20 protein-coding genes are annotated in these 22,153 nt (G+C 69.4%); 10 read left to right on the plus strand and 10 right to left on the minus strand.

Features of this window, described 5'->3' with window-relative positions; translation table 11 throughout:
* Window positions 1-2 precede the first annotated feature (2 nt).
* The 5 genes from AB4Z46_RS19485 to mnmG are packed head-to-tail and all read right to left on the minus strand — an operon-like array spanning window position 3 to window position 4,679.
* Window positions 3-545, minus strand: coding sequence for an RBBP9/YdeN family alpha/beta hydrolase (locus AB4Z46_RS19485; RefSeq protein ID WP_442285178.1), 543 nt, complete (start codon window positions 543-545; stop codon window positions 3-5).
* Window positions 546-559: 14 nt separating this feature from the next.
* Window positions 560-1,417, minus strand: coding sequence for a ParA family protein (locus AB4Z46_RS19490; RefSeq protein ID WP_442285179.1), 858 nt, complete (start codon window positions 1,415-1,417; stop codon window positions 560-562).
* Window positions 1,418-1,419: 2 nt separating this feature from the next.
* On the minus strand, window positions 1,420-2,034 hold the full coding sequence (locus tag AB4Z46_RS19495) for a LysE family transporter (RefSeq protein WP_442285180.1): 615 nt from the start codon (window positions 2,032-2,034) through the stop codon (window positions 1,420-1,422).
* Window positions 2,035-2,094: 60 nt separating this feature from the next.
* Entirely contained in the window at window positions 2,095-2,733 is a 639-nt protein-coding gene (gene rsmG, locus AB4Z46_RS19500) for a 16S rRNA (guanine(527)-N(7))-methyltransferase RsmG (RefSeq protein WP_442285181.1), read from the minus strand.
* Window positions 2,730-4,679 carry a tRNA uridine-5-carboxymethylaminomethyl(34) synthesis enzyme MnmG gene (gene mnmG, locus AB4Z46_RS19505; protein ID WP_442285182.1) on the minus strand — a complete coding sequence of 650 codons (1,950 nt, stop codon included), beginning with the start codon at window positions 4,677-4,679 and terminating at the stop codon, window positions 2,730-2,732. Before mnmG ends, rsmG begins: the two co-directional genes overlap by 4 nt.
* A 267-nt stretch (window positions 4,680-4,946) precedes the next feature.
* On the opposite strand from mnmG, the gene gstA reads away from it, so the two are divergent.
* Entirely contained in the window at window positions 4,947-5,555 is a 609-nt protein-coding gene (gstA, locus tag AB4Z46_RS19510; protein ID WP_442285183.1) for a glutathione transferase GstA, read from the plus strand.
* 156 nt (window positions 5,556-5,711) lie between these two features.
* Here the strand turns inward: gstA and AB4Z46_RS19515 are convergent, their stop codons facing one another.
* Window positions 5,712-6,929: a YbfB/YjiJ family MFS transporter gene (locus AB4Z46_RS19515; RefSeq protein ID WP_442285184.1), complete on the minus strand. Its 1,218-nt coding sequence runs from the start codon at window positions 6,927-6,929 to the stop codon at window positions 5,712-5,714.
* 122 nt (window positions 6,930-7,051) lie between these two features.
* Here AB4Z46_RS19515 and AB4Z46_RS19520 point away from each other — a divergent pair, with 122 nt between their 5' ends.
* Window positions 7,052-8,155, plus strand: coding sequence for an alkene reductase (locus AB4Z46_RS19520; protein ID WP_442285185.1), 1,104 nt, complete (start codon window positions 7,052-7,054; stop codon window positions 8,153-8,155).
* On the opposite strand, the gene AB4Z46_RS19525 is transcribed toward AB4Z46_RS19520, so the two are convergent.
* Together AB4Z46_RS19525 and AB4Z46_RS19530 are read right to left on the minus strand one after the other, a co-directional pair.
* Window positions 8,137-9,513 (minus strand): sensor histidine kinase, encoded by a 1,377-nt coding sequence (locus AB4Z46_RS19525; protein ID WP_442285186.1) that lies wholly within the window; start codon window positions 9,511-9,513, stop codon window positions 8,137-8,139. The two genes, AB4Z46_RS19520 and AB4Z46_RS19525, sit on opposite strands and share 19 nt — an antisense overlap.
* Window positions 9,510-10,199, minus strand: coding sequence for a response regulator transcription factor (locus AB4Z46_RS19530; protein ID WP_442285187.1), 690 nt, complete (start codon window positions 10,197-10,199; stop codon window positions 9,510-9,512). The genes AB4Z46_RS19525 and AB4Z46_RS19530 overlap by 4 nt, the downstream gene beginning before the upstream one ends.
* 117 nt (window positions 10,200-10,316) lie before the next feature.
* On the opposite strand from AB4Z46_RS19530, the gene AB4Z46_RS19535 reads away from it, so the two are divergent.
* The 4 genes from AB4Z46_RS19535 to creC all read left to right on the plus strand — a co-directional run bounded on the left by AB4Z46_RS19535 (window position 10,317) and on the right by creC (window position 13,838).
* Window positions 10,317-10,511 (plus strand): heavy-metal-associated domain-containing protein, encoded by a 195-nt coding sequence (locus AB4Z46_RS19535; protein WP_442285188.1) that lies wholly within the window; start codon window positions 10,317-10,319, stop codon window positions 10,509-10,511.
* Between the two features lie 121 nt (window positions 10,512-10,632).
* Entirely contained in the window at window positions 10,633-11,406 is a 774-nt protein-coding gene (locus AB4Z46_RS19540; RefSeq protein WP_442285189.1) for a TIGR04325 family methyltransferase, read from the plus strand.
* Window positions 11,407-11,467: 61 nt separating this feature from the next.
* On the plus strand, window positions 11,468-12,220 hold the full coding sequence (gene creB / locus AB4Z46_RS19545; protein ID WP_442285190.1) for a two-component system response regulator CreB: 753 nt from the start codon (window positions 11,468-11,470) through the stop codon (window positions 12,218-12,220).
* 178 nt (window positions 12,221-12,398) lie between these two features.
* Window positions 12,399-13,838, plus strand: coding sequence for a two-component system sensor histidine kinase CreC (gene creC, locus AB4Z46_RS19550; protein WP_442285191.1), 1,440 nt, complete (start codon window positions 12,399-12,401; stop codon window positions 13,836-13,838).
* Here creC and AB4Z46_RS19555 read toward each other — a convergent pair.
* A complete protein-coding gene (locus AB4Z46_RS19555) occupies window positions 13,832-14,437 on the minus strand; it encodes a hypothetical protein (RefSeq protein WP_442285192.1) in 606 nt (201 codons plus the stop codon). The two genes, creC and AB4Z46_RS19555, sit on opposite strands and share 7 nt — an antisense overlap.
* A 64-nt stretch (window positions 14,438-14,501) precedes the next feature.
* Window positions 14,502-16,871 (minus strand): penicillin-binding protein 1A, encoded by a 2,370-nt coding sequence (locus tag AB4Z46_RS19560; protein WP_442285193.1) that lies wholly within the window; start codon window positions 16,869-16,871, stop codon window positions 14,502-14,504.
* A 205-nt stretch (window positions 16,872-17,076) separates the two neighbouring features.
* Between AB4Z46_RS19560 and AB4Z46_RS19565 the strand changes: the two genes are divergently transcribed.
* The 4 genes from AB4Z46_RS19565 to AB4Z46_RS19580 all read left to right on the plus strand — a co-directional run bounded on the left by AB4Z46_RS19565 (window position 17,077) and on the right by AB4Z46_RS19580 (window position 22,107).
* Window positions 17,077-19,155: a VIT and vWA domain-containing protein gene (locus tag AB4Z46_RS19565; RefSeq protein ID WP_442285194.1), complete on the plus strand. Its 2,079-nt coding sequence runs from the start codon at window positions 17,077-17,079 to the stop codon at window positions 19,153-19,155.
* A 74-nt stretch (window positions 19,156-19,229) separates the two neighbouring features.
* Window positions 19,230-20,108, plus strand: a complete 879-nt coding sequence (xrtQ, locus tag AB4Z46_RS19570; protein WP_442285195.1) for an exosortase Q — start codon at window positions 19,230-19,232, stop codon at window positions 20,106-20,108.
* Window positions 20,089-20,661 (plus strand): hypothetical protein, encoded by a 573-nt coding sequence (locus tag AB4Z46_RS19575; protein WP_442285196.1) that lies wholly within the window; start codon window positions 20,089-20,091, stop codon window positions 20,659-20,661. The genes xrtQ and AB4Z46_RS19575 overlap by 20 nt, the downstream gene beginning before the upstream one ends.
* A gap of 168 nt (window positions 20,662-20,829) precedes the next feature.
* Window positions 20,830-22,107: a biosynthetic peptidoglycan transglycosylase gene (locus AB4Z46_RS19580; RefSeq protein WP_442285197.1), complete on the plus strand. Its 1,278-nt coding sequence runs from the start codon at window positions 20,830-20,832 to the stop codon at window positions 22,105-22,107.
* Window positions 22,108-22,153: the final 46 nt, after the last annotated feature.

The raw sequence follows: 22,153 nt of genomic DNA on the forward strand, positions 1-22,153 counted from the left end.
AGTCATTCTTCTTTCAGTAGGTCGTTCAGCAGAGCCCGGCCTTCGGGCCAGTCGCCCAACCCGGATTCGCTGTTGAGGTGTCCACGGGCGCCGGCTTCGACGAAGCGGGCGCCCCAGTCGCGCGCCATCTCGCGAGAGCGCGTGGCCTCGCAGTAGGGATCGTCCTGGGCCGCGATCATCAGCGCGGGGAATGGCAGGGGCTGGCGCACGATCGGCGCCCAGCCGGGAATCATCTGGCGGAGGTCGTCGCGTTCGACGTCGCCCGGGGCGACCAGCAGCGCCGCGCGCACCTTGGCCGTCCGGCGGGAGTGCGCGGCCCAGGCCGCCACCAGGATGCAGCCGAGGCTGTGCGCCACGAGCACCACCGGACCAGGGGCGGCCAGCACTTCTTCCTCGAGCCGGGCAGACCAGTCGCCGCGCAGCGGCCGGATCCAGTCGTGCTGGTCGACGCGGTGGTCGCCGTAGTTCGTCTCCCAGCGGCTTTGCCAGTGGGCGGGGTCGCTGTTTTGCCAGCCCGGCAGCAGCAAGATCTTCGGAGCGGTCATCGGCGGGGCAATGGTCAAGGACCGTCGGGTGCGTGGACGGCGACGGGAGGCGCATCCATCGGCGCGGGCACCGGCGGCGCTGCGGCTTCGGACGCCAGCGCGCTGGCCGGCGGCATCTTCTCGACCAGTTCCTGCGCGAAGGCCACGAAGGCCTGGCTGCCCTTGGCCAGCGGGTCGAACACAACGCCCGGCAGTCCGTAGCTCGGCGCTTCGGCCAGCCGCACATTGCGCGGAATCACGGTGTCGAACACCTTCTCGCCGAAATGGGCCTTGAGCTGCTCGCTCACCTGCTGCTGAAGGGTGATCCGCGGGTCGAACATCACGCGCAGCAGGCCGATGATCTGCAGATTCTTGTTGAGATTGGCGTGCACCTGCTTGATGGTGTTGACCAGGTCGGTCAGGCCTTCGAGCGCAAAGTACTCGCACTGCATCGGCACGATCACGCCGTGCGCGGCGCACAGCCCGTTGAGCGTGAGCAGGCTCAGGCTGGGCGGGCAGTCGATGAGGATGAAGTCGTACTCGGCGCCGACCGCGGCGAGCGCGGTGCGCAGGCGCTTTTCGCGCCGATCGAGGGCCACCATCTCGACCTCGGCGCCCGCCAGTTCGCGGTTGGCGCCCAGGATGTCGTAGCCGCATTTCTCGGACTTCACGCGTGCTTCGGCCACCGAGGCCGACTCCAGCAGGACGTCATACACGGTGGTTTCGAGCTGGCGCTTGTCGACGCCCGACCCCATGGTGGCGTTGCCCTGGGGATCGAGGTCGATCATCAGGACACGCTGTCCGACCCTCGCCAGACCCGCTGCCAGATTCACCGTGGTGGTGGTCTTGCCGACGCCGCCCTTCTGGTTCGCGATGCAAAAGATCTTGGCCATGCTTACCTGGAAATGGCCAGCTTGAAGCCGAAGGCGATCAGGAAGACGCCCGCGAGCTTGCCGAGCATGCCGGAGACACGGGGGTTGGCGCGCAGGCGCTCGGCCAGGAAATAGGTCAGAAGCGTCACGATCAGGCCATACATGAAGGTCAGGAAGGCGATCGTGGCGGCCATCGCGGCAAAGGTCGAGAAGCCTTGATGCCGCGTCGGGTCGATGAACAGAGGGAAGAAGGCCATGTAGAACACGATGGCCTTCGGGTTCAGCAGCGTGATCGTCAAGGCCTGCTGGAGGTACTGCCGCGGCCGGATATTGAGAATAGGGGCCGCGCCCGGCTTGGCGCGGATCATCTTGAAGCCCAGCCACGCCAGATAGGCGGCTCCCAGCCACTGCACCGCGCTGAATGCGGCCGGGTAGGCACTGAGCAAGGCGGCCACGCCGGCCACGGCGGCCCACATCAGCACCTGGTCGCCGGCGATCACGCCCAGGGTGGCGGCCAGTCCGCCACGGATTCCGCCCTTGCCGGTCGAGGTGATCAAGGCGAGATTGCCAGGCCCGGGTATCGCCAGAAAAAGAATGATGGCGGCGACGAACGCGCCGTAGTCAGCGATGCCGAACATGGAAATGGCCTGAAATGGGAGTGCGTCGAGTCTAAGCGAGGTCGGCGCAATGAGCGCCTGTCAGGCGGCGCGTTTTCGCATCCAGACGATGCAGCGTTCGGCATCCAGGCCCGGAACCGACAGTTGTTCCACGTGAAACACTTCGCAATCCACCGGAAGCTGGGCGATTTCGTCGTCCGGCGCCCTGCCCTTCATGGCCATCCAGACGCCGTCCGGCGCCAGCAGATGGCGAGAGCCAGCCACGAAGTCGGCCAACGAGGCGAAGGCCCGGGAACTGATCAACTCGTAGCTCCCCGCCAGCATCTCGACCCGCGCGTGCAGTCCGCGAAGATTCTTCAGCCCCAGCTCCGACGCCACCTGCTGGACGAATGCCACCTTCTTGGCCACGGCGTCGAGGCAAGTGACCTGGATGTCGTCTCGAAGGATCGCGACCACCACCCCGGGCAACCCGGCGCCCGCCCCAACGTCCAGCAATCGCGCGCCGCCTGGACATTCCCTCTTGAGCGGCTGGATCACCGACAGGCTGTCGAGCAGATGGTGCGTCAGGACCGTCGCCGGATCCCTCAGGGCGGTGAGGTTGTACACCTTGTTCCACTTGAGGATCAGCGCGCCGTAGGCCAGCAGGCGCTCGCATTGGCGATCGCTCAAGTCCAGTCCGAGCGCGGCCGAGCCCTCGCGCAGCAATTGCTCCTGGCTCATTCGACGACCGGATCTGCTGTGGTGGCCGCATCCCGGGCAAAGGCCTGGTGTCCGCCCTTGCGAAGATGGATCATCAGCAGCGAGATCGCCGCCGGCGTGACACCGGAGATGCGCGAGGCCATGCCCAGCGTCTCCGGCCGGTGCTTGGCAAGCTTCTGGCGAACTTCGAAGCTCAGGGCCTTGACCTGGCCATAGTCGAAGGTTTCGGGCAACTTGAGGTTCTCGAAATGAGCGGCCCGCTCCACCTCGTCATGCTGACGATCGATATAGCCCGAGTACTTGGCGGCGATCTCGATCTGCTCCACCTCGGTCGCACCCGGCGTCGCCGCGGCGGCGTACTTCCCACCGTCCAGCGACATCAGCGACTCATAGCTGACGTTCGGACGACGCAGCAGGTCGCCCAGGTTGTATTCGTGCTCGATGGCCTTCCCAAGCACACGCTCCGATTCGGCAGCCGGCAGGTTGCGCGGATTGACCCAGATCGAACGCAAGCGCTCTGTTTCACGTGAAACAACGTCGCGCTTGCGCGAGAAAGCATCCCAGCGCGCATCGTCGACCAAGCCGAGCTTCCGGCCGATCTCGGTCAGCCGCATGTCGGCGTTGTCTTCGCGCAGCTGCAGCCTGAACTCGGCACGGCTGGTAAACATCCGGTACGGCTCGGTCACGCCCTTGGTGATCAGGTCATCGACCAGCACGCCCAGGTAGGCCTCGTCGCGACGCGGCAGCCAGGCCCCCTCCCCTCTGCATTGCAGTGCAGCATTGATGCCGGCGAACAGGCCTTGGGCGGCGGCCTCCTCGTAGCCGGTGGTGCCGTTGATCTGTCCGGCAAAGAAGAGGCCCTGGATCGCCCGCGTCTCGAAGTTGCTCTTGAGCTCGCGCGGATCGAAGTAGTCGTATTCGATCGCGTAGCCGGGCCGCAGGATGTGCGCGTTCTCCAGGCCGACCATCGAGCGCACCAGCTGGTACTGGATGTCGAAAGGCAGGCTGGTCGAGATTCCGTTCGGGTAGTACTCGTTGGTGGTCAGCCCTTCGGGCTCGAGGAAGATCTGGTGGCTCTCCTTGTCGGCGAAGCGGTTGATCTTGTCCTCGACGCTCGGGCAGTAGCGCGGCCCGATGCCGTCGATCTTGCCCATGAACATCGGGCTGCGGTCGAAACCCGAGCGGATGATCTCGTGCGTCCGTGCATTGGTGTTCGTGATCCAGCAGGGCATCTGCTGCGGATGCATGTCCTTGTGGCCCATGAAGCTGAAGACCGGCATCGGCCCGGCCCCGCCGGGCATGCCGTCGCCAGGCTGCTCGGTGCACTTCGAGAAATCGATGGTCCGGCCGTCGAGCCGCGGCGGCGTCCCGGTCTTGAGGCGGCCTTGTGGCAGCTTCAGCTCCTTGAGCCGCGCCGACAGGCTGATCGCGGGCGGGTCCCCGGCGCGCCCCGCCTGGTAGTTGTCCAATCCCACGTGAATGCGGCCGTCCAGGAACGTGCCGGCCGTGAGCACCACCGCCCGCGCGCGGAAGGCGATGCCCACCTGCGTGATCGCCCCCACCACGCGATCGCCTTCGATCATCAGGTCGTCGACCGCCTGCTGGAACAGCGACAGGTTGGGCTGATTCTCGAGCCGGCGCCGGATCGCGGCCTTGTACAGAACCCGGTCGGCCTGCGCCCGGGTCGCCCGCACGGCCGGCCCCTTGCTCGAGTTCAGGACACGGAACTGGATCCCGCCCTCGTCCGTCGCGAGGGCCATGGCGCCGCCGAGAGCGTCGACTTCCTTCACGAGGTGGCCCTTGCCGATGCCGCCGATCGAGGGGTTGCAGCTCATCTGCCCCAGGGTCTCGATGTTGTGGGTGAGCAGCAGCGTGCGGGCGCCCATGCGCGCGGAAGCCAGCGCGGCTTCGGTGCCGGCATGGCCGCCGCCGACGACGATCACATCGAATTCTTCGGGGTACAGCATGGAATGGGGCGCAGGACGCGTGCGCTCTCGGAAAGGGGCGTCAATTTTAATCGCCGGCGCGCCTCCGTGCACCCTTTGGGGACAAGCGTGCCGGACCCGGCATCCGCGCCATGGGCCATCGGCACTGGAAGTAGTGCTATCATTTTGATAGCAATCAAGGTCGCGACACGCACGACTCACAAGGCAAAAACGCGCCCGACGCGAAACCGCTAGCATCGGCCTCGCGTCGTCAAGAACGCGTTTCGCCTATTCACTGGAGTTTTTCGAATGAAGCTGTATTACTCGCCGGGCGCCTGCTCGCTGTCCCCCCACATCGCGCTGCGCGAGGCCGGCCTGGCCTTCGAGCCGGTGCTCGCGAGCACCAAGAGCCACAAGCTGCAGGACGGTACCGACTACTACGGCATCAACCCGCTGGGCTACGTGCCGATGCTCGAACTCGACGACGGCACGCGCCTGCGCGAAGGCCCGGCCATCGTGCAGTACATCGCCGACCTGGCGCCGACCAAGAACCTGGCACCGGCCAACGGCACGATGCAGCGCTATCGCCTGCAGGAATGGCTGACCTTCGTCGGCACCGAGATGCACAAGGGCTTCTCGCCGCTGTTCAACCCGAACATGCCCGAGGAAGCCAAGACCATCTCGAAGACCAAGCTGCTGTCGCGCTACGAATGGCTCGACGGCCAACTGGCCGACAAGGACTTCCTGATGGGCGAGCACTTCAGCGTCGCCGACGGCTATCTGTTCACGGTGACCAACTGGACCAAGCCGACGGGCCTGGACATCTCGAAGTTCGCAAACGTCAACGCCTGGCACACGCGCGTCGCCGCCCGCCCCGCCGTGCAGGAGGCCCTGAAGGCCGAAGGCCTGATGAAATAGGCTCGCCCCCAGGTTGCCCGGCACTTCGTGTCCGGGCGCCCACCCCCTACCGGGGGCAACACCGGCGGACTGGCAAAGCCAGATCCGCGGTGTTTCACGAACGGGCCTGGCTGCGCCGGCCTGTGAACTGCGCATACGCGCCCGCCTGGGCGAGCGCTATGCAGGGCGCTGGCGCCAGGCCAGCAGGGCGCCGAGCCACAGGGTGAGGGCCGAGGCCACGAGGCCGCCGGCCAAGCCGCCACGGCCGTCGGAGATCCAGCCGGTCACGGTGGGGCCGACGATCTGGCCCGCTGCGAACACGATCGTGAAGGCGCTGATGCCCGTCGCCCATTGGGCCGGCGGCAGGTTGTGGCGCACCAGCGCCGTGGTGGAGGCCACCACCGACAGGAACACCGCGCCGAACATCAGGCCCGAGGCCAGGGTCACCGGCCAGGCCGGGCTCAGCACGGGCAGCAGGGTCGCCACGCCCAGCAGCGCATTGAGCAGCGCCTGCGGGCCACCGCCGCGGAAGCGGTCCAGCAGGCCCGCCCAGAGCCGCGACGACGCGACGCAGGCGACGCCGAGCAAGGCGTAGAACAAGGTGATCTCGCCCGGCCTCGCACCCTGCTCGCGCAGCAGCGCGATCACGAAGGTCATGTAACCGATGTAGCCGGCACCGAAGAGCGCGTAGCCCGCGAGGGCCCAGCCGAATCGCCGCAGCGGCGAGCCGCCATCGAGCGCGAGCGGCGGCCTCGACGCCGCCGGTCCGGCGACCCCCACGCCCTCCCCCGGCATCGCACGCACCGCGAGCGCCAGCACGGCCGTCGCGGCGAAGCTCGCCAGCGCCAGCGCCCACCAGGCCCAGGCCCAGCCGTGCGGCGCCCCCGCCGCAGCCTGCAGCACGGCCGGCACCAGCAGTGCCGACAGCGTGATGCCGAGGCCGGTGCCCCCGTAGTAGAGCCCCAGCAGGAAGCCCGCGCGCGACGGCTGCGAGACGCCGAGCCGTGCCGCCAGCAATCCGCCGGCGACGAACACCCAGGCGCTCGCGAGGCCGGCCAGCAGCCGCTGCAGCAACAAGGCCGGGGCCGAGGTGAAGAAGCCGCTGGCGGCCATGAACAGGCTGGCCGCGAACGCGCCGCCGACCAGCAGCCGGACCGCGCCGAAGCGACGCATCAGGGCCGGCGTCAGCAGCGCGCCGAGCAGGTAGCCCGCGGCGTTGGCGGTGTTCATTCCACCGGCCAGCGCATAGCTCCAGCCCAGGTCCGCGCGCATCGGCGGCAGCAACAGGCCATAGGAAAAGCGGGTGATGCCGAGCGACACGGCGGCGCCCAACGACAGGGCCAGCGCGAGACGGAGGGCTTGGGCGGGCGTGAGCGAGGCGGCGGTCGAGGGCATGGGGCGGGCCCATTCTGCGGCAGCGCCTAGCACCAAAGCGACAACCTCGCGACAGCAGGGTTGCGACCGCGGGTTTACCCTAGCTCTGTCTTTCCCTTCACGTCACCACAAGGCACTCCGGCATGAGCACTCTTTTCGATCCCGTCCAGGCGGGCGATCTCGCACTCGGCAACCGCATCGTCATGGCGCCGCTGACGCGCAACCGCTCACCCAATGCGGTGCCGCGCGACATCACGGCCACCTATTACGCACAGCGCGCCTCGGCCGGCCTGCTGATCACCGAGGCCACCGCGATCAGCCAGCAGGGCCAGGGCTACGCCGATGTGCCCGGCCTCTACGGCACCGAGCAACTCGACGCCTGGAAGCGCGTGACCGACGCCGTGCACGCCGAGGGCGGCAAGATCGTGGTCCAGCTCTGGCACGTCGGGCGCGTCTCGCACACCGAGCTTCAGCCCGACAACGGCAAGCCGGTGGCGCCTTCCGCGATCACGGCCAGGACCAAGACCGTGCTGATCAAGGACGGCGTGCCGACTTTCGTCGACACCTCGGAGCCGCGCGCGCTCGACGCCGCCGAACTGCCGGGCATCGTGCACGCCTATGCGGCCGCGGCGCGCAACGCGGTCGAGACCGCAGGCTTCGACGGCGTCGAGATCCACGGCGCCAACGGCTACCTGCTCGACCAGTTCCTGAAAACCGGGAGCAACGAGCGCACCGACGACTACGGCGGCAGCATCCGCAACCGCGCCCGCCTGTTGCTGGAGGTGACGCGCGCGGTGGTCGATGCGGCCGGCGGCGGCCGCACCGGCGTCCGCCTGTCGCCCGTCACGCCCGCCAACGACGTCCACGACGCCGACCCGCAGCCGCTGTTCGACTACGTCGTCAGGCAGCTGGCGCCGCTCGGCCTGGCCTACATCCACGTCATCGAAGGTGCCACCGGCGGCCCGCGCGAGCTCGACGATCGACCCTTCGACTACGAGGCCCTCAAGGCGGCCTACCGCGAGGCGGGCGGCAAGGGCGCCTGGATGGTCAACAACGGCTACGACAAGCCGCTGGCCGAAGAGGCGCTGAAGGAAGGCGATGACCTCGTCGCCTTCGGCAAGCCCTTCATCTCCAATCCGGACCTGGTGCGCCGCCTGCGCGAAGGCGCGCCGCTGAATGCGTGGGACAAGACCACCTTCTACGGCGGCGGCGAAGCGGGCTACATCGACTACCCAGCGCTGGCTTGAGGCGCCTCGAAGGCCACGCTGACGCGCAGCCCGCCGGCCTCCGAGGCGCGCGCGAAGCGTAGCTCCGCGCCGAGCAGCTTCGCGTAGCGGGCCACGATCGCCAGGCCCAGTCCCGCCCCCTGCCCGAGCTTGCGCCCGGCCGGCCCCTGGGCCCAGCGCTGCAGCAGGTCGCGCTCGGCCTCGGGCGCGATGCCCGGGCCGTCGTCGGCCACTCCGAGCGTGAGACCGGAGAGTTCCACGGTGATGGTGCGGCCGCCGTAGCGCAGCGCGTTGTCGATCAGGTTGTCGAGGATGCCCTCGACCAGCGCGGCATTGGCCTGCACCGTGACCGCCTCGTCCAGGCCGAGCGCGCCCAGGTCCACGCCCCGGGCATCGGCGCGCGCCAGGTGCCGAAGCACCGCCTGCTGCACCAGCTGGTCCAGGCGCAGGGTCTCGCGTTGCAGGCCGGTACGTCCCTCGTCGGCCAGCGCCAGCGCCAGCAACTGGTCGACCAGACGACTGGCGCGGGCCTGGCTCTGCGCGATCTGCTGCAACTGCTCGCGCCAGACGGCCGGGCTCTGCTGGGCCAGGCCGTAGTCGGCCAGCGCGCGGATGCCCGCGAGCGGCGTGCGCAGCTCGTGCGCCACGTTGCCGGCGAACTCGCGCTGCGCGGAGGCGCTCTGGGCCAGCCGCTCGAGCAGCGCATTGAGCGTGTCGCCGAGCTGCTCGAGTTCGCGCGAACTGCGCGCCACCGGCACCGCCGCCAGGTCGTGGGCGTCGCGCTGCTCCAGCGTGCGCCTGAGTTCGCCCAACGGGTGAAGCTCGCGCTCGATGCCGCGCCAGAGCCAGCCCGCGAGCAGCGCGAGCAACACCAGCTGCGGCGCCAGCGAATAGATCAGAAGCTTCTCGATCAGCATCGCGCGCGCGCGCGTGGTCTGGGCAATGACGACGCGATAGGCGGCCGGCGCCTCGTGGTCCAGCACCACCGCGCGCAAGGTCATTCCCCGGTAGTCGATGCGCGAGAAACGATGGCGCGCGCCCTCCTCGGGTGCCGGTGCCACCAGCCCCTGGTCACCCGCGAGCAGCGAGCCGTCGGGCCGCAACACCGCGAAGAAGACCGTCTCCGACTGGTCGAACAGGACGTTGGTGATGTCGCGCGGCGACAGCAGGAGGTCGAGGCCGCGTTCGCCGGCGCGCACGCTGGCCGACACCGAATAGGCGTCGTCGAGGAGCGCGCGATCGAAGGCCTGCTCGGTGAAGTAGCTGGCGACCAGCAGTGCCACCGCCGTGCCCAGCAGCCAGGTCAGGCCCAGCGGCGGCAGCACGCGGCGCAGCACCCGCGCGGTCAGCGACGGCGCCGCTGCCGCGCCCGCACTCACGTCTCGGCTTCCATCAGGTAGCCGATGCCGCGCAGGGTGCGGATGACGGCGCCGCTGGCGACCAGCTTCTTGCGCAGGCGGGAGATGAAGGCCTCGAGCGCGTTGTCGCCCAGGGACTCGTCGAAGGTCGACAGCTTGTCCGACAGCTCGCGCTTGCTGACCGTGCGGCCCGGCGGGCTCATCAGCTCCCACAGCACCTCGAACTCGCGCGCCGGCAGGTCGAGCGGGACGCCGCCGACCGCGAAGCGGCGAGCCCGCCGATCGAGCCGCAGGTGCCCGAGTATCGCGATGTCCTCGGTGCCCTGGGCCCGGCGCACCAGCGCCCGCAGCCGGGCCTCGACCTCGGCCAGGTCGAAGGGCTTGCCGAGGTAGTCGTCCGCGCCCGCGTCCAGGCCCGCGATGCGCTCGTCGGTGCGGTCGCGCGCGGTCAGCACCAGCACCGGCGTGCGGTCGCCGCGGCCGCGCGCATGGCGCAGCGCGACCAGGCCGCTGGCCAGCCCGCTGGTCGGGCTCGCGGTGGCCGGCAGGTTCAGGTCCAGCAGCACGGCATCGAAGGTCTGCACGCGCCACAGGTGGTCGGCGTCCTCGACGTTGGCCGCCACGTCGACGCGATGGCCGGCGTCACCCAGACTGCGCAGCATCACGCCGCTCAGGACTTCATCGTCTTCGACCAGTAGGATTCGCATGGGAAGGGGAATCAAAAAATATCGGCTGTTTGTACAGCACGCAGCACCCCCATGCTGGACATTGGCATGGCGGAAAGGTTCAAACTCGCCACTCGTTCACATGAAGGAGCAATCACGATGAGCCAGAAGTTCCAGGTCACGGGCATGAGTTGCGGCCACTGCGCCGGTGTGGTGCAGAGCGCCGTCCAGACGATCGATCCCAGTGCGCAGGTCACGGTCGATCTCGAGACCGGCCACGTCGATGTGGTCAGCGAGCATCCTCGACGGGACATCATTGTGGCGATCGAGAACGCCGGCTACCAGGCCCAATAGCCTTCTTTCTCCAGCGCCCCAGGACGCGCAGCACGCCAAAGCAAGAGAACAGTTGAATACTTTGTGTTTCAAAGTGCAAAATGCGTGCAGCAAAAAATTCACCTGGTCAGAAAGACGCTCCATGTTCTCGAGCCTGTTGCCTTCCTCCGTTCGCGAAGCCGCCTATCGGCGCAAGTTCCTGGAGAACCCCGAGAGCGAGAACCTGTTCATGGGCTCGTTCGAGAGCTTCGCCGATGCGGAATCCAATGCGCCAGCCGGCAAGGCGGTAGGCTACGACGACGCCGAGGCGGCCAAGACGCTCTATAGCCACCAGCTCTATTTCTACGACTACCCAGGCCTGTTCTGGCTCGGCCGGGCGCTCGACGGGGGCATGCGCAGCGTTTTCGACCTGGGTGGCCATGTCGGGATCAAGTACTACGCCTTCCGCCGCGTGCTTCCCTACCCTGCGAACCTGCGCTGGACGGTCTGCGACCTGCCCGGCGTCGTGCAGACGGGCCAGGAGCTCGCCGTCCAGCGCGAAGCGACGTCCCAGCTCGACTTCACGACCGACTTTCGCAACGCCAGCGGCTACGACGTCCTCTATGCCTCGGGCAGCCTGCAATACCTGCCGTTGCGGATCTCGGAAATGCTGGCCCAGATGCCCGTGAAGCCGAAGCGCATCGTGATCAACACGGCAGCGACGCACCCCGACCGGACGCTCTTCACGCTCAACAGCATCGGCTTCGCGGTCTGTCCCTACCGCATCCAGCACCAGGACGCCCTGCTGAACGAACTGATGGAGTCCGGGTACCAGCGCCGCGATGCCTGGCGCAATGAAGGCAAGCCGATCGAGGTCCCGTTCGTCGAGGGCGGCGACAAGGCCTTCTACTCCGGCTGCTGCTTCGATCTGCGCTGAGCCGCGCGCGCCCGGAGCGCGGGTCGCCAGCGCGGGGCGAGCGCCCCGCTACCATCCGCCCATGCCTTTTCACCCCCGGATCCTGATCGCCGAAGACGAGTCCGGCATCGCCGACACCCTGCAATACGTGTTGCGCACCGACGGCTTCGTGCCGGTCTGGTGCGCCACTGCGGAGCAGGCCATCGCGCAGTTCGCGGCCGAGCCGCCCGCGCTCGCGATCCTCGACGTCGGGCTGCCCGACATGAACGGCTTCGAGCTGTTCAAGCGGCTGCAGGCCCTGCCCGGCGGTGCACAGGTGCCGATGCTGTTCCTGACCGCGCGCAGCGACGAGATCGATCGCGTGGTCGGCCTCGAGCTCGGCGCCGACGACTACATCGCCAAGCCCTTCTCGCCACGCGAGCTGGTGGCCCGGGTGCGGACCATCCTGCGCCGCAGCGGACGCGGCGCGCAGGGCACGTCAGCTCCCGCGGCGGCGCCCACCGCCCCGACGCCGGCCCCGCAGGCGCCGGCCACGCCGTTCGCGCTCGACAGCGAGCGCATGCAGATTCGCTACTACGGCCGCCTGCTCGAACTCTCGCGCTACGAGTACGGCCTGCTGCGGCTGCTGGTGCAGCGGCCCGGCCGCGTCTACACGCGCGACGACCTGCTGCGCCTGGTCTGGGACGAGGCCAGCGACAGCTTCGACCGCACGGTGGATGCGCACGTGAAGACCCTGCGCGCCAAGCTCAAGGCGATCGCGCCCGAGGTCGATCCGATCCGCACGCTGCGCGGGACGGGCTACGCGTTGAACGAAGACCTGCCGTCGGCGCCATGAGCACCAGGCCGGCGCCGGGCCGCTCCCAAGACGGACAGCGGCCCCCTCGAGGGGCAGCGACCCACACGCAGTGGGGGAGCGTGGGGGCCCAGGCCGGCGCCGGGCCGCCCCAAGGCGGCCTGCAGCCCCCTCGGGGGGCAGCGACCCACACGCAGTGGGGGAGCGTGGGGGCCATGAAGTGACGAGCCGCACGCGCATCTTCATCGGCATCCTGCTGATCTATACGGCGGGCATCGCCTTCCTGCTCTACCGCGTGGTGATCGACATCGACCCGCGCTACCGCGAGTCGGCGGAGGAGTCGCTGGTCGAGGCTTCGCAGCTGATGGCCAGCCTGGTCGAACAGGACGTGATCGCCGGCGCGATCAACACCACGCGGCTCGAGCCGCTATTCCGCTCGGCCTATGCGCGCCAGTTCTCGGCCCAGATCTACAACCTGCACAAGCGCCACGTCGAACTGCGCATGTATGTCACCGACCGCAACGGCCGCGTGCTGTTCGATTCGCTGGGCCGCAACCTCGGTGCCGACTTCTCCCAGTGGAGCGACGTCAAGCGCTCGCTGGCCGGCACCTACGGCGCCCGCACCACGCGCGACATCGCGGGCGATCCGCTGAGCTCGGTGATGTACGTGGGCGCGCCGGTGCGCTGGGGCAACGAGATCGTCGGCGTGGTCAGCGTCGGCAAGCCGGTGCAGAGCTTCGGCCAGTTCGTCGAGGACGCCCGGGCCCGCACGCTGGGGGTCGGCGTCGGCTCGGCGCTGGCGCTGCTGGTGGGCGCGGTGATCGTCTCGATCTGGCTGGTGCGGCCCTTCGGGCTGATCTCGGACTACGTGGGCTGGCTGCGCGCCCAGCGCAGCCTGAGCCTCGGACGCATGCTGCGCCGGGCGGTCGACACGGTGCGCCGCGGCTTGGGCGAGATGCGCGACGCCTTCACCGGCCGCAACTACGTCGCCGACTACGTCCAGACCTTCACGCACGAGATCAAGAGCCCGCTGTCGGCGATCCGCGGCGCCGCCGAGCTGATCCAGGAGCCCTCGATGCCGCAGGCCGAGCGCGAACGCTTCCTCGGCAACATCGCGCACGAGACCCAGCGCATCCAGGAGATCGTCGACCGCATGATGGAGCTCACCGCGCTCGAGACGCGGCGCGCGCTGGACCGCAGCGAACCGGTGGCGCTGGCCCCGCTGCTGCAGGACGTGGCCGCCGGCGCCCGGGCGGCGGCCGCCAGGCGCGAGGTCCGCGTGCAGGTGGCGATCCACGCCGAGGCCAGCGTCGAGGGCGATCCCTTCCTGCTGCGCCGCGCGATCAGCAACCTGCTCGACAACGCGATCGACTTCTCGCCCGCGGGCGCCGAGGTGCTGCTGGCGCTGGAGGCCAGCTCGCGCCGCGCCATCGTGAGCGTGCGCGACCGCGGCCAGGGCATCCCGGACTACGCCAAGGACAAGGTGTTCGAGAAGTTCTATTCGCTCGCCCGGCCGCACAACCAGAAGAAGAGCACCGGCCTCGGCCTGGCCTTCGTGAAGGAGATCGCGGCGCTGCACCGCGGCCGGGTCGAGCTCGCGAACGCACCGCGCGGCGGCGCACTGGCCACCCTCACGCTGCCGCTGCTGTCACATCACTGACCGGTGAGCTCCCGGTAGGCCTTGCGGGTCTCGGGGCTCACCGCGTCGAGCACCTGCTCGTAGGAGGTCTTGTGGCGCGCCAGCAGCCGCGCCGAGGCCACGGTCTTCGACTTGCAGTACCAATGGCAGCTGTGCTGCATCAGGAACAGCTCGGCCGACATCATGAAGGCCTTGGCCTTCGATGGCCGGTGCAGCTCGTTGCGCATGACCCCGGCGATGCCGCGCGCGTGGATCGCGAAGGCCTGGCGCAGATCGAAGGTCGCGGCCGGGAACAGCTGCTGCACGAAGGGCAGCGCGAGCGGCAGCTTGCTGACCCGCGCCTCCTTTTCGCCGACCCGGGCGAACTCGGCCGCGAAGCTGTCGAACTGGGCCGACAGTTTTTCCTCGGTGGTGTCGAGCAGGCGCCAGATCTGTTCGCGGCGTTCGGGGTCGTCCTCGCCGAGGCAGCGCAGGTAGCCCTCGGTGAGGTTCTCCATGAGCTTCTCGATCTGGTAGTGGCCGAGGTGGCTGCCCAGCAGCGCGATGCGCCGGCGCTGGTCATTGGACTTGAGGAGATAGGCGCCGATGACGATGAGCGTCACCAGGGTGAGAGTTTCCATGAAGCGGTCGCGAGGGCGTTGAGCAGCAGCGAGTGTAGGGACCCCGCGCCGCTGCGCGGCGCGGCTACCGGAAAAAGTCCAGGATGCGGCTGCGCTCCTCCGGCGGCGCCGGCGGGCTCACCGGCACGCCGGCCAGGTCCTCGGCAGGCAGCGGCGCGAGCGCGGCGTCCAGCCCCAGGCTGGCCACGCCGCGGCCAGGCGCGTAGTCGTCGAAATACCACTCGCCGTCGACCTGCACCACGCCGTCCGCGGGCTTCAGCGCAGCCACCGGCACGCCCTTGAGCGCCGCCTGCATGTAGCCGGTCCAGATCGGCAGGCTCAGGCTGCCGCCGGTCTCGCCGCGCACGCCGAGCTGGCGCGGCGTGTCGTAGCCGACCCAGGCGATGCCGACCCGGGTCGGCTGGAAGCCCGCGAACCAGGTGTCGAAGGAGTCGTTGGTGGTGCCCGTCTTGCCGTACAGGTCGTCGCGCCGGAGCGCCTGGTAGGCCCTGGAGGCCGTGCCGCCCTTCACCACGCTCTGCAGCAGCGAGTCCATCAGGAAGGCATTGCGTTCGGGAATCGCGCGCCGGGCCTCGTCCAGCACCGGCGGCTCGGTCTCCATCAGGACCTTGCCTCGGGCATCGGTGACACGCGTCACGAGGTAGGGATTGACGCGATAGCCGCCATTGGCGAACACCGCATAGCCGGCCGCCATCTGCATCGGCGTCACCGAACCAGCGCCCAGCGCCATCGGCAGGTTGGCCGGCTGCTTCTCGCGCTCGAAGCCGAAGCGCGTGACCCAGTCCTGCGCATAGTCGGCGCCGATCGACTGCATGACCCGCAGCGTGACCAGGTTCTTCGATTGCTGCAGCGCGCGGCGCAGCGTGACCGGGCCTTCGTGGCCGCCGTCGTAGTTCTTCGGCTCCCAGGCCGTGCCGTTGGCGCCCGCCTCGAAGTACAGCGGGGCGTCGTTGATCACGGTGGCCGGCGTGAAGCCCTTCTCGAGCGCGGCCGAATAGATGAAGGGCTTGAAGCTCGAGCCCGGCTGGCGCCAGGCCTGCGTCGCGTGGTTGAACTTGTTCTTGCCGAAGTCGAAGCCACCGACCAGTGCCTGGATCGCGCCGGTGCGCGGATCGAGCGCCACGAAGGCGCCTTCGACCTCGGGCAACTGCGTGATCTCCCAGCTGTTCTTCGGCGTGCGCGCGACCCGGATCACGGCGCCGGGTCGGATGCGGATGTTGCGCGCGGCCTTCTCCGACAGGCCCGACTGTGCCGGCTTCAGGCCCTCGCCGCTGATCTGCAGCGTCTCGCCATTGGCGCGCACCGCCGTGACCTCCTTGGCGCCGGCCTGCAGCACCACCGCGGCGATCAGGTCGCCGTTGTCCGGATGCTCGGCCAGCGCATCGTCCACCGCGTCGTCGATCAACTTCGGATCGGCCGGCAGGTCGACGACCGCCTCGGGCCCGCGATAGGCCTGGCGCCGCTCGTAGTCCATGATGCCGCGGCGCAATGAGCGATAGGCCGCCTGCTGCTCGGCCGCGATCAGAGAGGTCGTGACCTTGAGGCCGCTGGTGTAGATGCTGTCGCCGTACTGCGCATGCATCATCTGGCGCACGGTCTCGGCCACGTGCTCGGCATGCAGCCGCGACGGATCGGCGGCGTCGCGCAGCTGCAGCGGCTCCTTGCGCGCCAGCTCGGCCTGCGCGGCGTTGATGAAGCCGGTCTCCTGCATGCGGTCGATCACGTAGAGCTGGCGGGCGCGCGCGCGGCGCGGGTTGGCCACCGGGTTGTTGGTGCCAGGCGCCTTCGGCAGGCCGGCCAGCATCGCGGCCTCGGCGATCGTGACGTCCTGCAGCGGCTTGCCGAAATAGGCCTCGGCCGCAGCCGCGAATCCGTAGGCCCGGTTGCCCAGGTAGATCTGGTTCAGGTAGATCTCGAGGATCTGGTCCTTCGTGAGTTCGCGCTCCATGCGCAGCGCCAGCAGGATCTCCCAGGTCTTGCGCCGCACCGTGCGCTCCGAGCTCAGGTAGACGTTGCGCGCCACCTGCATCGTGATGGTCGAGGCGCCCTGCTTGCGCCCGCCCTGCAGGCTGGCCAGCGCGGCACGCGCGAAGCCCTTGTAGTCGACACCGCCGTGCTCGTAGAAGCGCGCGTCCTCTACCGCCAGCACCGCGTCCTTCATGACCTTCGGAATCTGCGCGAAGGGCGTCAGGTTGCGGCGCTCCTCGCCGAACTCGCCGATCAGCGTGCCTTCGGCCGAATAGACCCGCAGCGGTTGCTTGGGCTGGTAGTCGGACAGCTCCGCGATGTCGGGCAGCCGTGGGTAGATGGTGGCCACCGCGATGCCTCCGGCGATCGCCAGGACGACGACGGTGCCGGCCGACAGCGCAGCGATCCAGGCCACCGGGCGGCGCCAGGTCGGCGCTCGGGAGGGGGTTGCGGAGGGAGAGGTCATGGCAGGGAGGGAGCAGGAACAGGCCGCGATGGTTCCCCATGGGCGCGATATCCGTGTGAAGTGCCGGCTCGCGGGACTTCACACGGACTTCACACAAGCCTGCATCGGCCGCGCCGGACTTCAAGAAGCCTTCCCACTGCCTTCTCGCTCGCTCTCGACAGTGGGCACCGTGCAAGTTCGCACGAGAAGGAGAAAGAACAACACCATGGACGCCCCTGCCACCCCCACCCCCACCCGCCCCGGCCGCTGGCTCTGGCTCGTCACCGTGACGCTGGCCGCCGCAAGCTTTCTCGCCCTGAGCGCCCGCCCGCTGCATGCGCAGGAAGCACCGGGCCCGCGTGCGAAGACCGAGAGCCCTTACTTCTTCGTCAAGAGCGACGATCCCGAACTCGACCGCCTGCCGCTCAAGGGCACGGAGGTCGACGTGAAGATCTCGGGCGTGATCGCCGACGTCACCGTCATGCAGACCTACCGCAACGAGGGCCAGCGGGCGATCGAGGCGCGCTACGTGTTCCCGGGCTCGACCCGCGCCGCGGTCGGCGCCTTGCACGTGCGGATCGGCGACCGCCTCATCACGGCGCAGATCCGCGAGAAGGCGCAGGCCCGCATCGACTACGAGGCCGCGAAGAAGGAAGGCAGGACCGCCGCGCTGCTCGAGCAGCACCTGCCCAACGTGTTCCAGATGAACGTCGCCAACATCCTGCCGGGCGACGAGGTCAAGGTGGCGCTGCGTTACACCGAGCTGCTGGTGCCGCAGGGCGGCAACTACCAGTTCGTCTATCCGACCGTGGTCGGGCCGCGCTACAACAGCCCCCAGTCGGAGAACGCGCAGGCCCGCTGGGTGGCGCAGCCGACGCTGCGGGCCGCGGTCGCACCGGGCACCGCCTTCAAGCTCAAGGTCGCGCTCGACGTGCCGATGGCGCTGCAGGAAGTGCGCTCGCCGAGCCATTCGATCGAGGTCGCCCGGCGCGATGGCGACGCCCATGCCGACGTCGCGCTGGCCGGCAGCGCCGGGCCGGCCGACAACCGCGACTTCGTGCTCGACTACCGGCTCGCGGGCGAGCGGATCCAGTCCGGGCTGATGCTCTACCAGGGCCACGGCGACGATTCCGAGAACTTCTTCCTCGCGATGGTCGAGCCGCCGAAGTCGGTGGCCGCGAACGCCGTCTCGCCGCGCGACTACATCTTCGTGGTCGACATCTCGGGCTCGATGCACGGCTTCCCGCTCGACACCGCCAAGGTCATGCTGGAGCGCCTGATCGGCGGCCTGCGGCCCAGCGACACCTTCAACGTGCTGCTGTTCTCGGGCAGCAACCGGATGCTGTCGCCGCACTCGGTGCCGGCCACCCGCGCCAATATCACGCAGGCGCTGGCAACGATCCAGAACTACGGCGGCGGCGGCAGCACCGAGCTGATTCCGGCACTGAAGCGCGCCTATGCCGAACCGAAGGCCGAGGGCGTCTCGCGCACCCTCGTGGTGGTCACCGACGGCTACGTCACCGTGGAGCGCGAGGCCTTCGAGCTGGTGCGCAGGAACCTGTCCAAGGCCAACCTGTTCGCCTTCGGCATCGGCTCGTCGGTCAACCGCCACCTGATGGAAGGCCTGGCGCGCGCCGGCATGGGCGAGCCCTTCGTGATCACCGACCCGGTCCAGGCGCCCGAGCAGGCCGCGCGCTTCCGCCGCATGGTCGAGTCGCCGGTGCTGACCCAGGTGAAGGCGCGCTTCGAGGGCCTCGATGTCTACGAGGTGGAGCCGATGGCGCTGCCCGACGTGCTCGGCGAGCGCCCGGTGATCCTGTTCGGCAAGTGGCGCGGCGAGGCCAGGGGCCGGCTCGTGATCGAAGGCCGCAGCGCCGAAGGTCCGTACCAGCAGGTGCTGAAGGTGGACCCGCAGGCGCGCCGGGACGCGGCCGCGCTGCGCAGCCTGTGGGCGCGCCATCGGATCGCGAGCCTCTCCGACCAGGAAGCGCTGGAGGGCGGCGACGACCTGCGCCAGCGCATCACCGACCTGGGGCTGCGCTACGGCCTGCTCACGCAGTACACCAGCTTCATCGCGATCGACCAGGTGGTGCGCAACGCGGCGCCGCAGAACGGCGCCAGCGTCGACCAGCCGCTGCCGCTGCCGCAGGGCGTGGGCGAACTCGCGCTCGGCCAGAACCTGGGCGCCGAGGTGCCGAGCACGCCGGAGCCCGAAACGCTGGGCGCGATCGCGGTGGTGCTCTCGATGCTGGCGATGCTGCGGCGCCGCGCCCGCCGCAACGACCGCCGGCGGCTGACTTCGTGAAACCTTGCGGGACAGACCAACAAAGTGCGAAGCAGTTTTTGCTCTGTCCTCAACTGATCAGAAAAAGGACGACGATGACTCTTGCCTCTCTCGCAAGCCGCCACCCGCGCCTCTTCGAGGCCGGCATCCGGCTCGACCGCGCACCGGCCCTGGCCTGGCTCGCGCTGCAGGCCGCCGCACTGGCGCCGACCTGGCTCTGGATGGGACGGCGCATGCTGGACCGCTCGGACGATCCGCTCGGCCTGCTGGCACTCGCAGCGCTGGGCCTGCTGGTCGCCGCGCTGCGACGCGAGTTGCGCGCTGCGCCGCGCCTCGGCTGGCTGGCGCTGGCCGGGCTGGCGACGCTCGCCGCCACCTTGCTGCGCACCGGCGCCGGCCCGTTGCCTTCGCTGCCGCCCCTGGCCGCCGCCCTCGTTGCCATGCTGGCGCTGGCCTGCGGCCTGCTGGCCTTCCTGCCTCGGCAGGTGGCCGCATGGCCGGTCGCCGGGCTGGCGGTGCTGGCGCTGCCGCTGCTGTCCTCGCTGCAGTTCTATGCCGGCTACCCGCTGCGCGTGGTCACCGCCGAGGCCAGCCGCTGGCTGCTGGCGCCGGGCTTCGACGTGGCGCGCGAAGGCAGCAGCCTGTGGATCGAAGGCCGGCTGGTCATCGTCGACGCGCCCTGCTCGGGCGTGCAGATGGTCTGGCTCGGCTATTTCACGGCGTGCGTGGTCGCGCTCTGGGCCCGGCGCGACGACCGGGGGTTCCTGGCACGGCTGCCGGCCGTCGGCCTGCTGGTGCTGGCCGGCAACATCGTGCGCAACAGCGCGCTGGTGGCCCTCGAGGCCATCGGACAGGCGCCGGCGCCCTGGCTGCACGATGCCTTCGGGCTCGCGCTGTTGGCCGGGGTCTGCGGCTGCATCGCATGGGTGATGACCACTTCCCGAGGAGGCCGGCATGGCAATCCCGCTCTTTGACCGCTGCTTCGCCAACCGCTTCGTGCATCGCATCCTGCACAAGGCGGTGTTCGCGCTCGCCATGGGGCTCTGCCTGGCCTGGTCGGCCGGCTCGGCGCTGCACCGATCGACGCCGGCCGCTGCCGCCGCCGTCTTCCAGGAATGGCCCAGCGAATGGGACGGCGCGCCGCTGCGACCGCTGGCGATGAGCGCCGTCGAACGCCGCTTCGCCGAACGCTTTCCGGGCGCCATCGCGCGCCTGACCGACGGCGAACAGGTGCTGGTGCTGCGCCAGGTGAACGCCCCGACCCGCATGCTGCACCCGGCTGCCGACTGCTACCGCGCCCTGGGCTACGGCATCGCCCAGGCCCGTCTGGAACGCGACCTGCACGAAAGACTGTGGCGTTGTTTCGTCGCCGAGCGCGGCGCCAGGCAAAAAATCCGCGTCTGCGAGCGCATCGTCGACGCGGGGGGCGATGCTTTCACCGACACTTCAGCCTGGTACTGGGCGGCGGCCAGCGGCCGCTCGAGCGGCCCGTGGCAAGCTGTGACCCTGGCCAGACAGATCGAGTGACGCGCATTGAAACACCCCCGAAGCGCCGGCGGCGCCGCCCCCTCGAGGGGGCGATACCAGCGGCCCGGCAAAGCCGGTTCCGCGGTATCCCTGGCATCGGGAGACGCCGGTTTCATGCATCGCGGGTCACACGATGGCGTGATGGAACATTGACAGAGTGAGAGTGATTTGCTGAAGAAAGCGCTGGTTTACCTGCTTTTCGCGACCCTGGCCCTGGTGCTGACTGCGGCGGTCGCGGTGTTCCTGATCCTCAAGGTGGCGCTGGCACCCGGCCGCGACGAGTGGCCGGCGCGCATCCAGGCCGGCCCGGTGGCGATCGATGTCGGGGTCCCGACCGCGATCCGCCTGGCCACCTCGACCTGGTTCGCGCCCTGGCTGGCCGGCCGAACGCTGGACACCGCCCACGGCCCGGTCCTGTTCGGCTGGAACGCAGCGACCGAAACCCTGGAACTCCGGTGTGCGCCCTGCAGCGCCACGGTGCCGGCGCTGGGCAGCCAGCCGATCCGGCTCGACAGCCTGCGAGGCACGGTGCGCCGCGACGCCGGCACGCTCAGCGGCGTGCTGGAGGCCGCGCCGCCCGGACGGCCGGCGACGGCGGCCGGCGGCGACGACGGGATCCTGCACGCCCGCTGGAACGGCCGGCTGACGCAGAAGGCCCTGTCGATCGACATCCATGTGCCCGAAACGCCCATCACGCGCTGGTACGCGGCGCTGACGCCCGGCCTGGCGGAGCTGCAGCGCGCCCGCATCGGCGGCACGCTGGCGCTGAACGCCCAGGTGGTGCTGCCCGCCGGCACCTTCACGCTGCAGCCGCGCATCGCCGACTTCACGGTCGACGGACTGGGCACCGAGGCGATCGCCAGCGCCCGCACCAGCTGCGGTGCACCGAGCCGGCTCGGCAACGAGAGCTGGCTGGCGCGCGCCGTGATCGCGGCCGAGGATCAGCGCTTCTTCAACCATCCGGGCTACGACATCGTCGAGCTGACGGCCTCGCTCGAAATCAACCAGAAGGCCGCCAAGGCCGAGCGCGGCGGCAGCACGCTGACCCAGCAGCTCGCCAAGATGCTGGTGACGGGTGGCGAGCAAAGCGCCGACCGCAAGCTGCGCGAGCTGCTCTACGCGGTCGAAATGGAGCAGACGCTGGGCAAGGCGCGCATCCTGCAGCTCTACCTCGACAACGCGCCCTGGGGCGCCCGGATTTGCGGCGCCGAAACGGCGGCGCGCACCTATTTCAAGCGCTCCGCGCGCAACCTCGAGCCGGCGCAGGCGGTCTGGCTGGCCGCCATGCTGAACAACCCGGCCGCCGCGGTGCGCAAGTGGCAGCATGACGGCACCATCAACGCCGAGCGCGCGAAGTGGGTGGCCGAAGGCGTGCGTGGCATCAGCAAGCCGCAGCGCGACGCCCTGCTGCGCAGTGTGGCGGCGGCCCGCTTCGCACCACCTTGACGCGGCCCGCGGCGTGCACCAGCACGGCGCGACGGCAAGCCGGCGG

This window comes from Variovorax sp. M-6, assembly GCF_052114385.1.
Lineage (GTDB): Bacteria > Pseudomonadota > Gammaproteobacteria > Burkholderiales > Burkholderiaceae_C > Variovorax.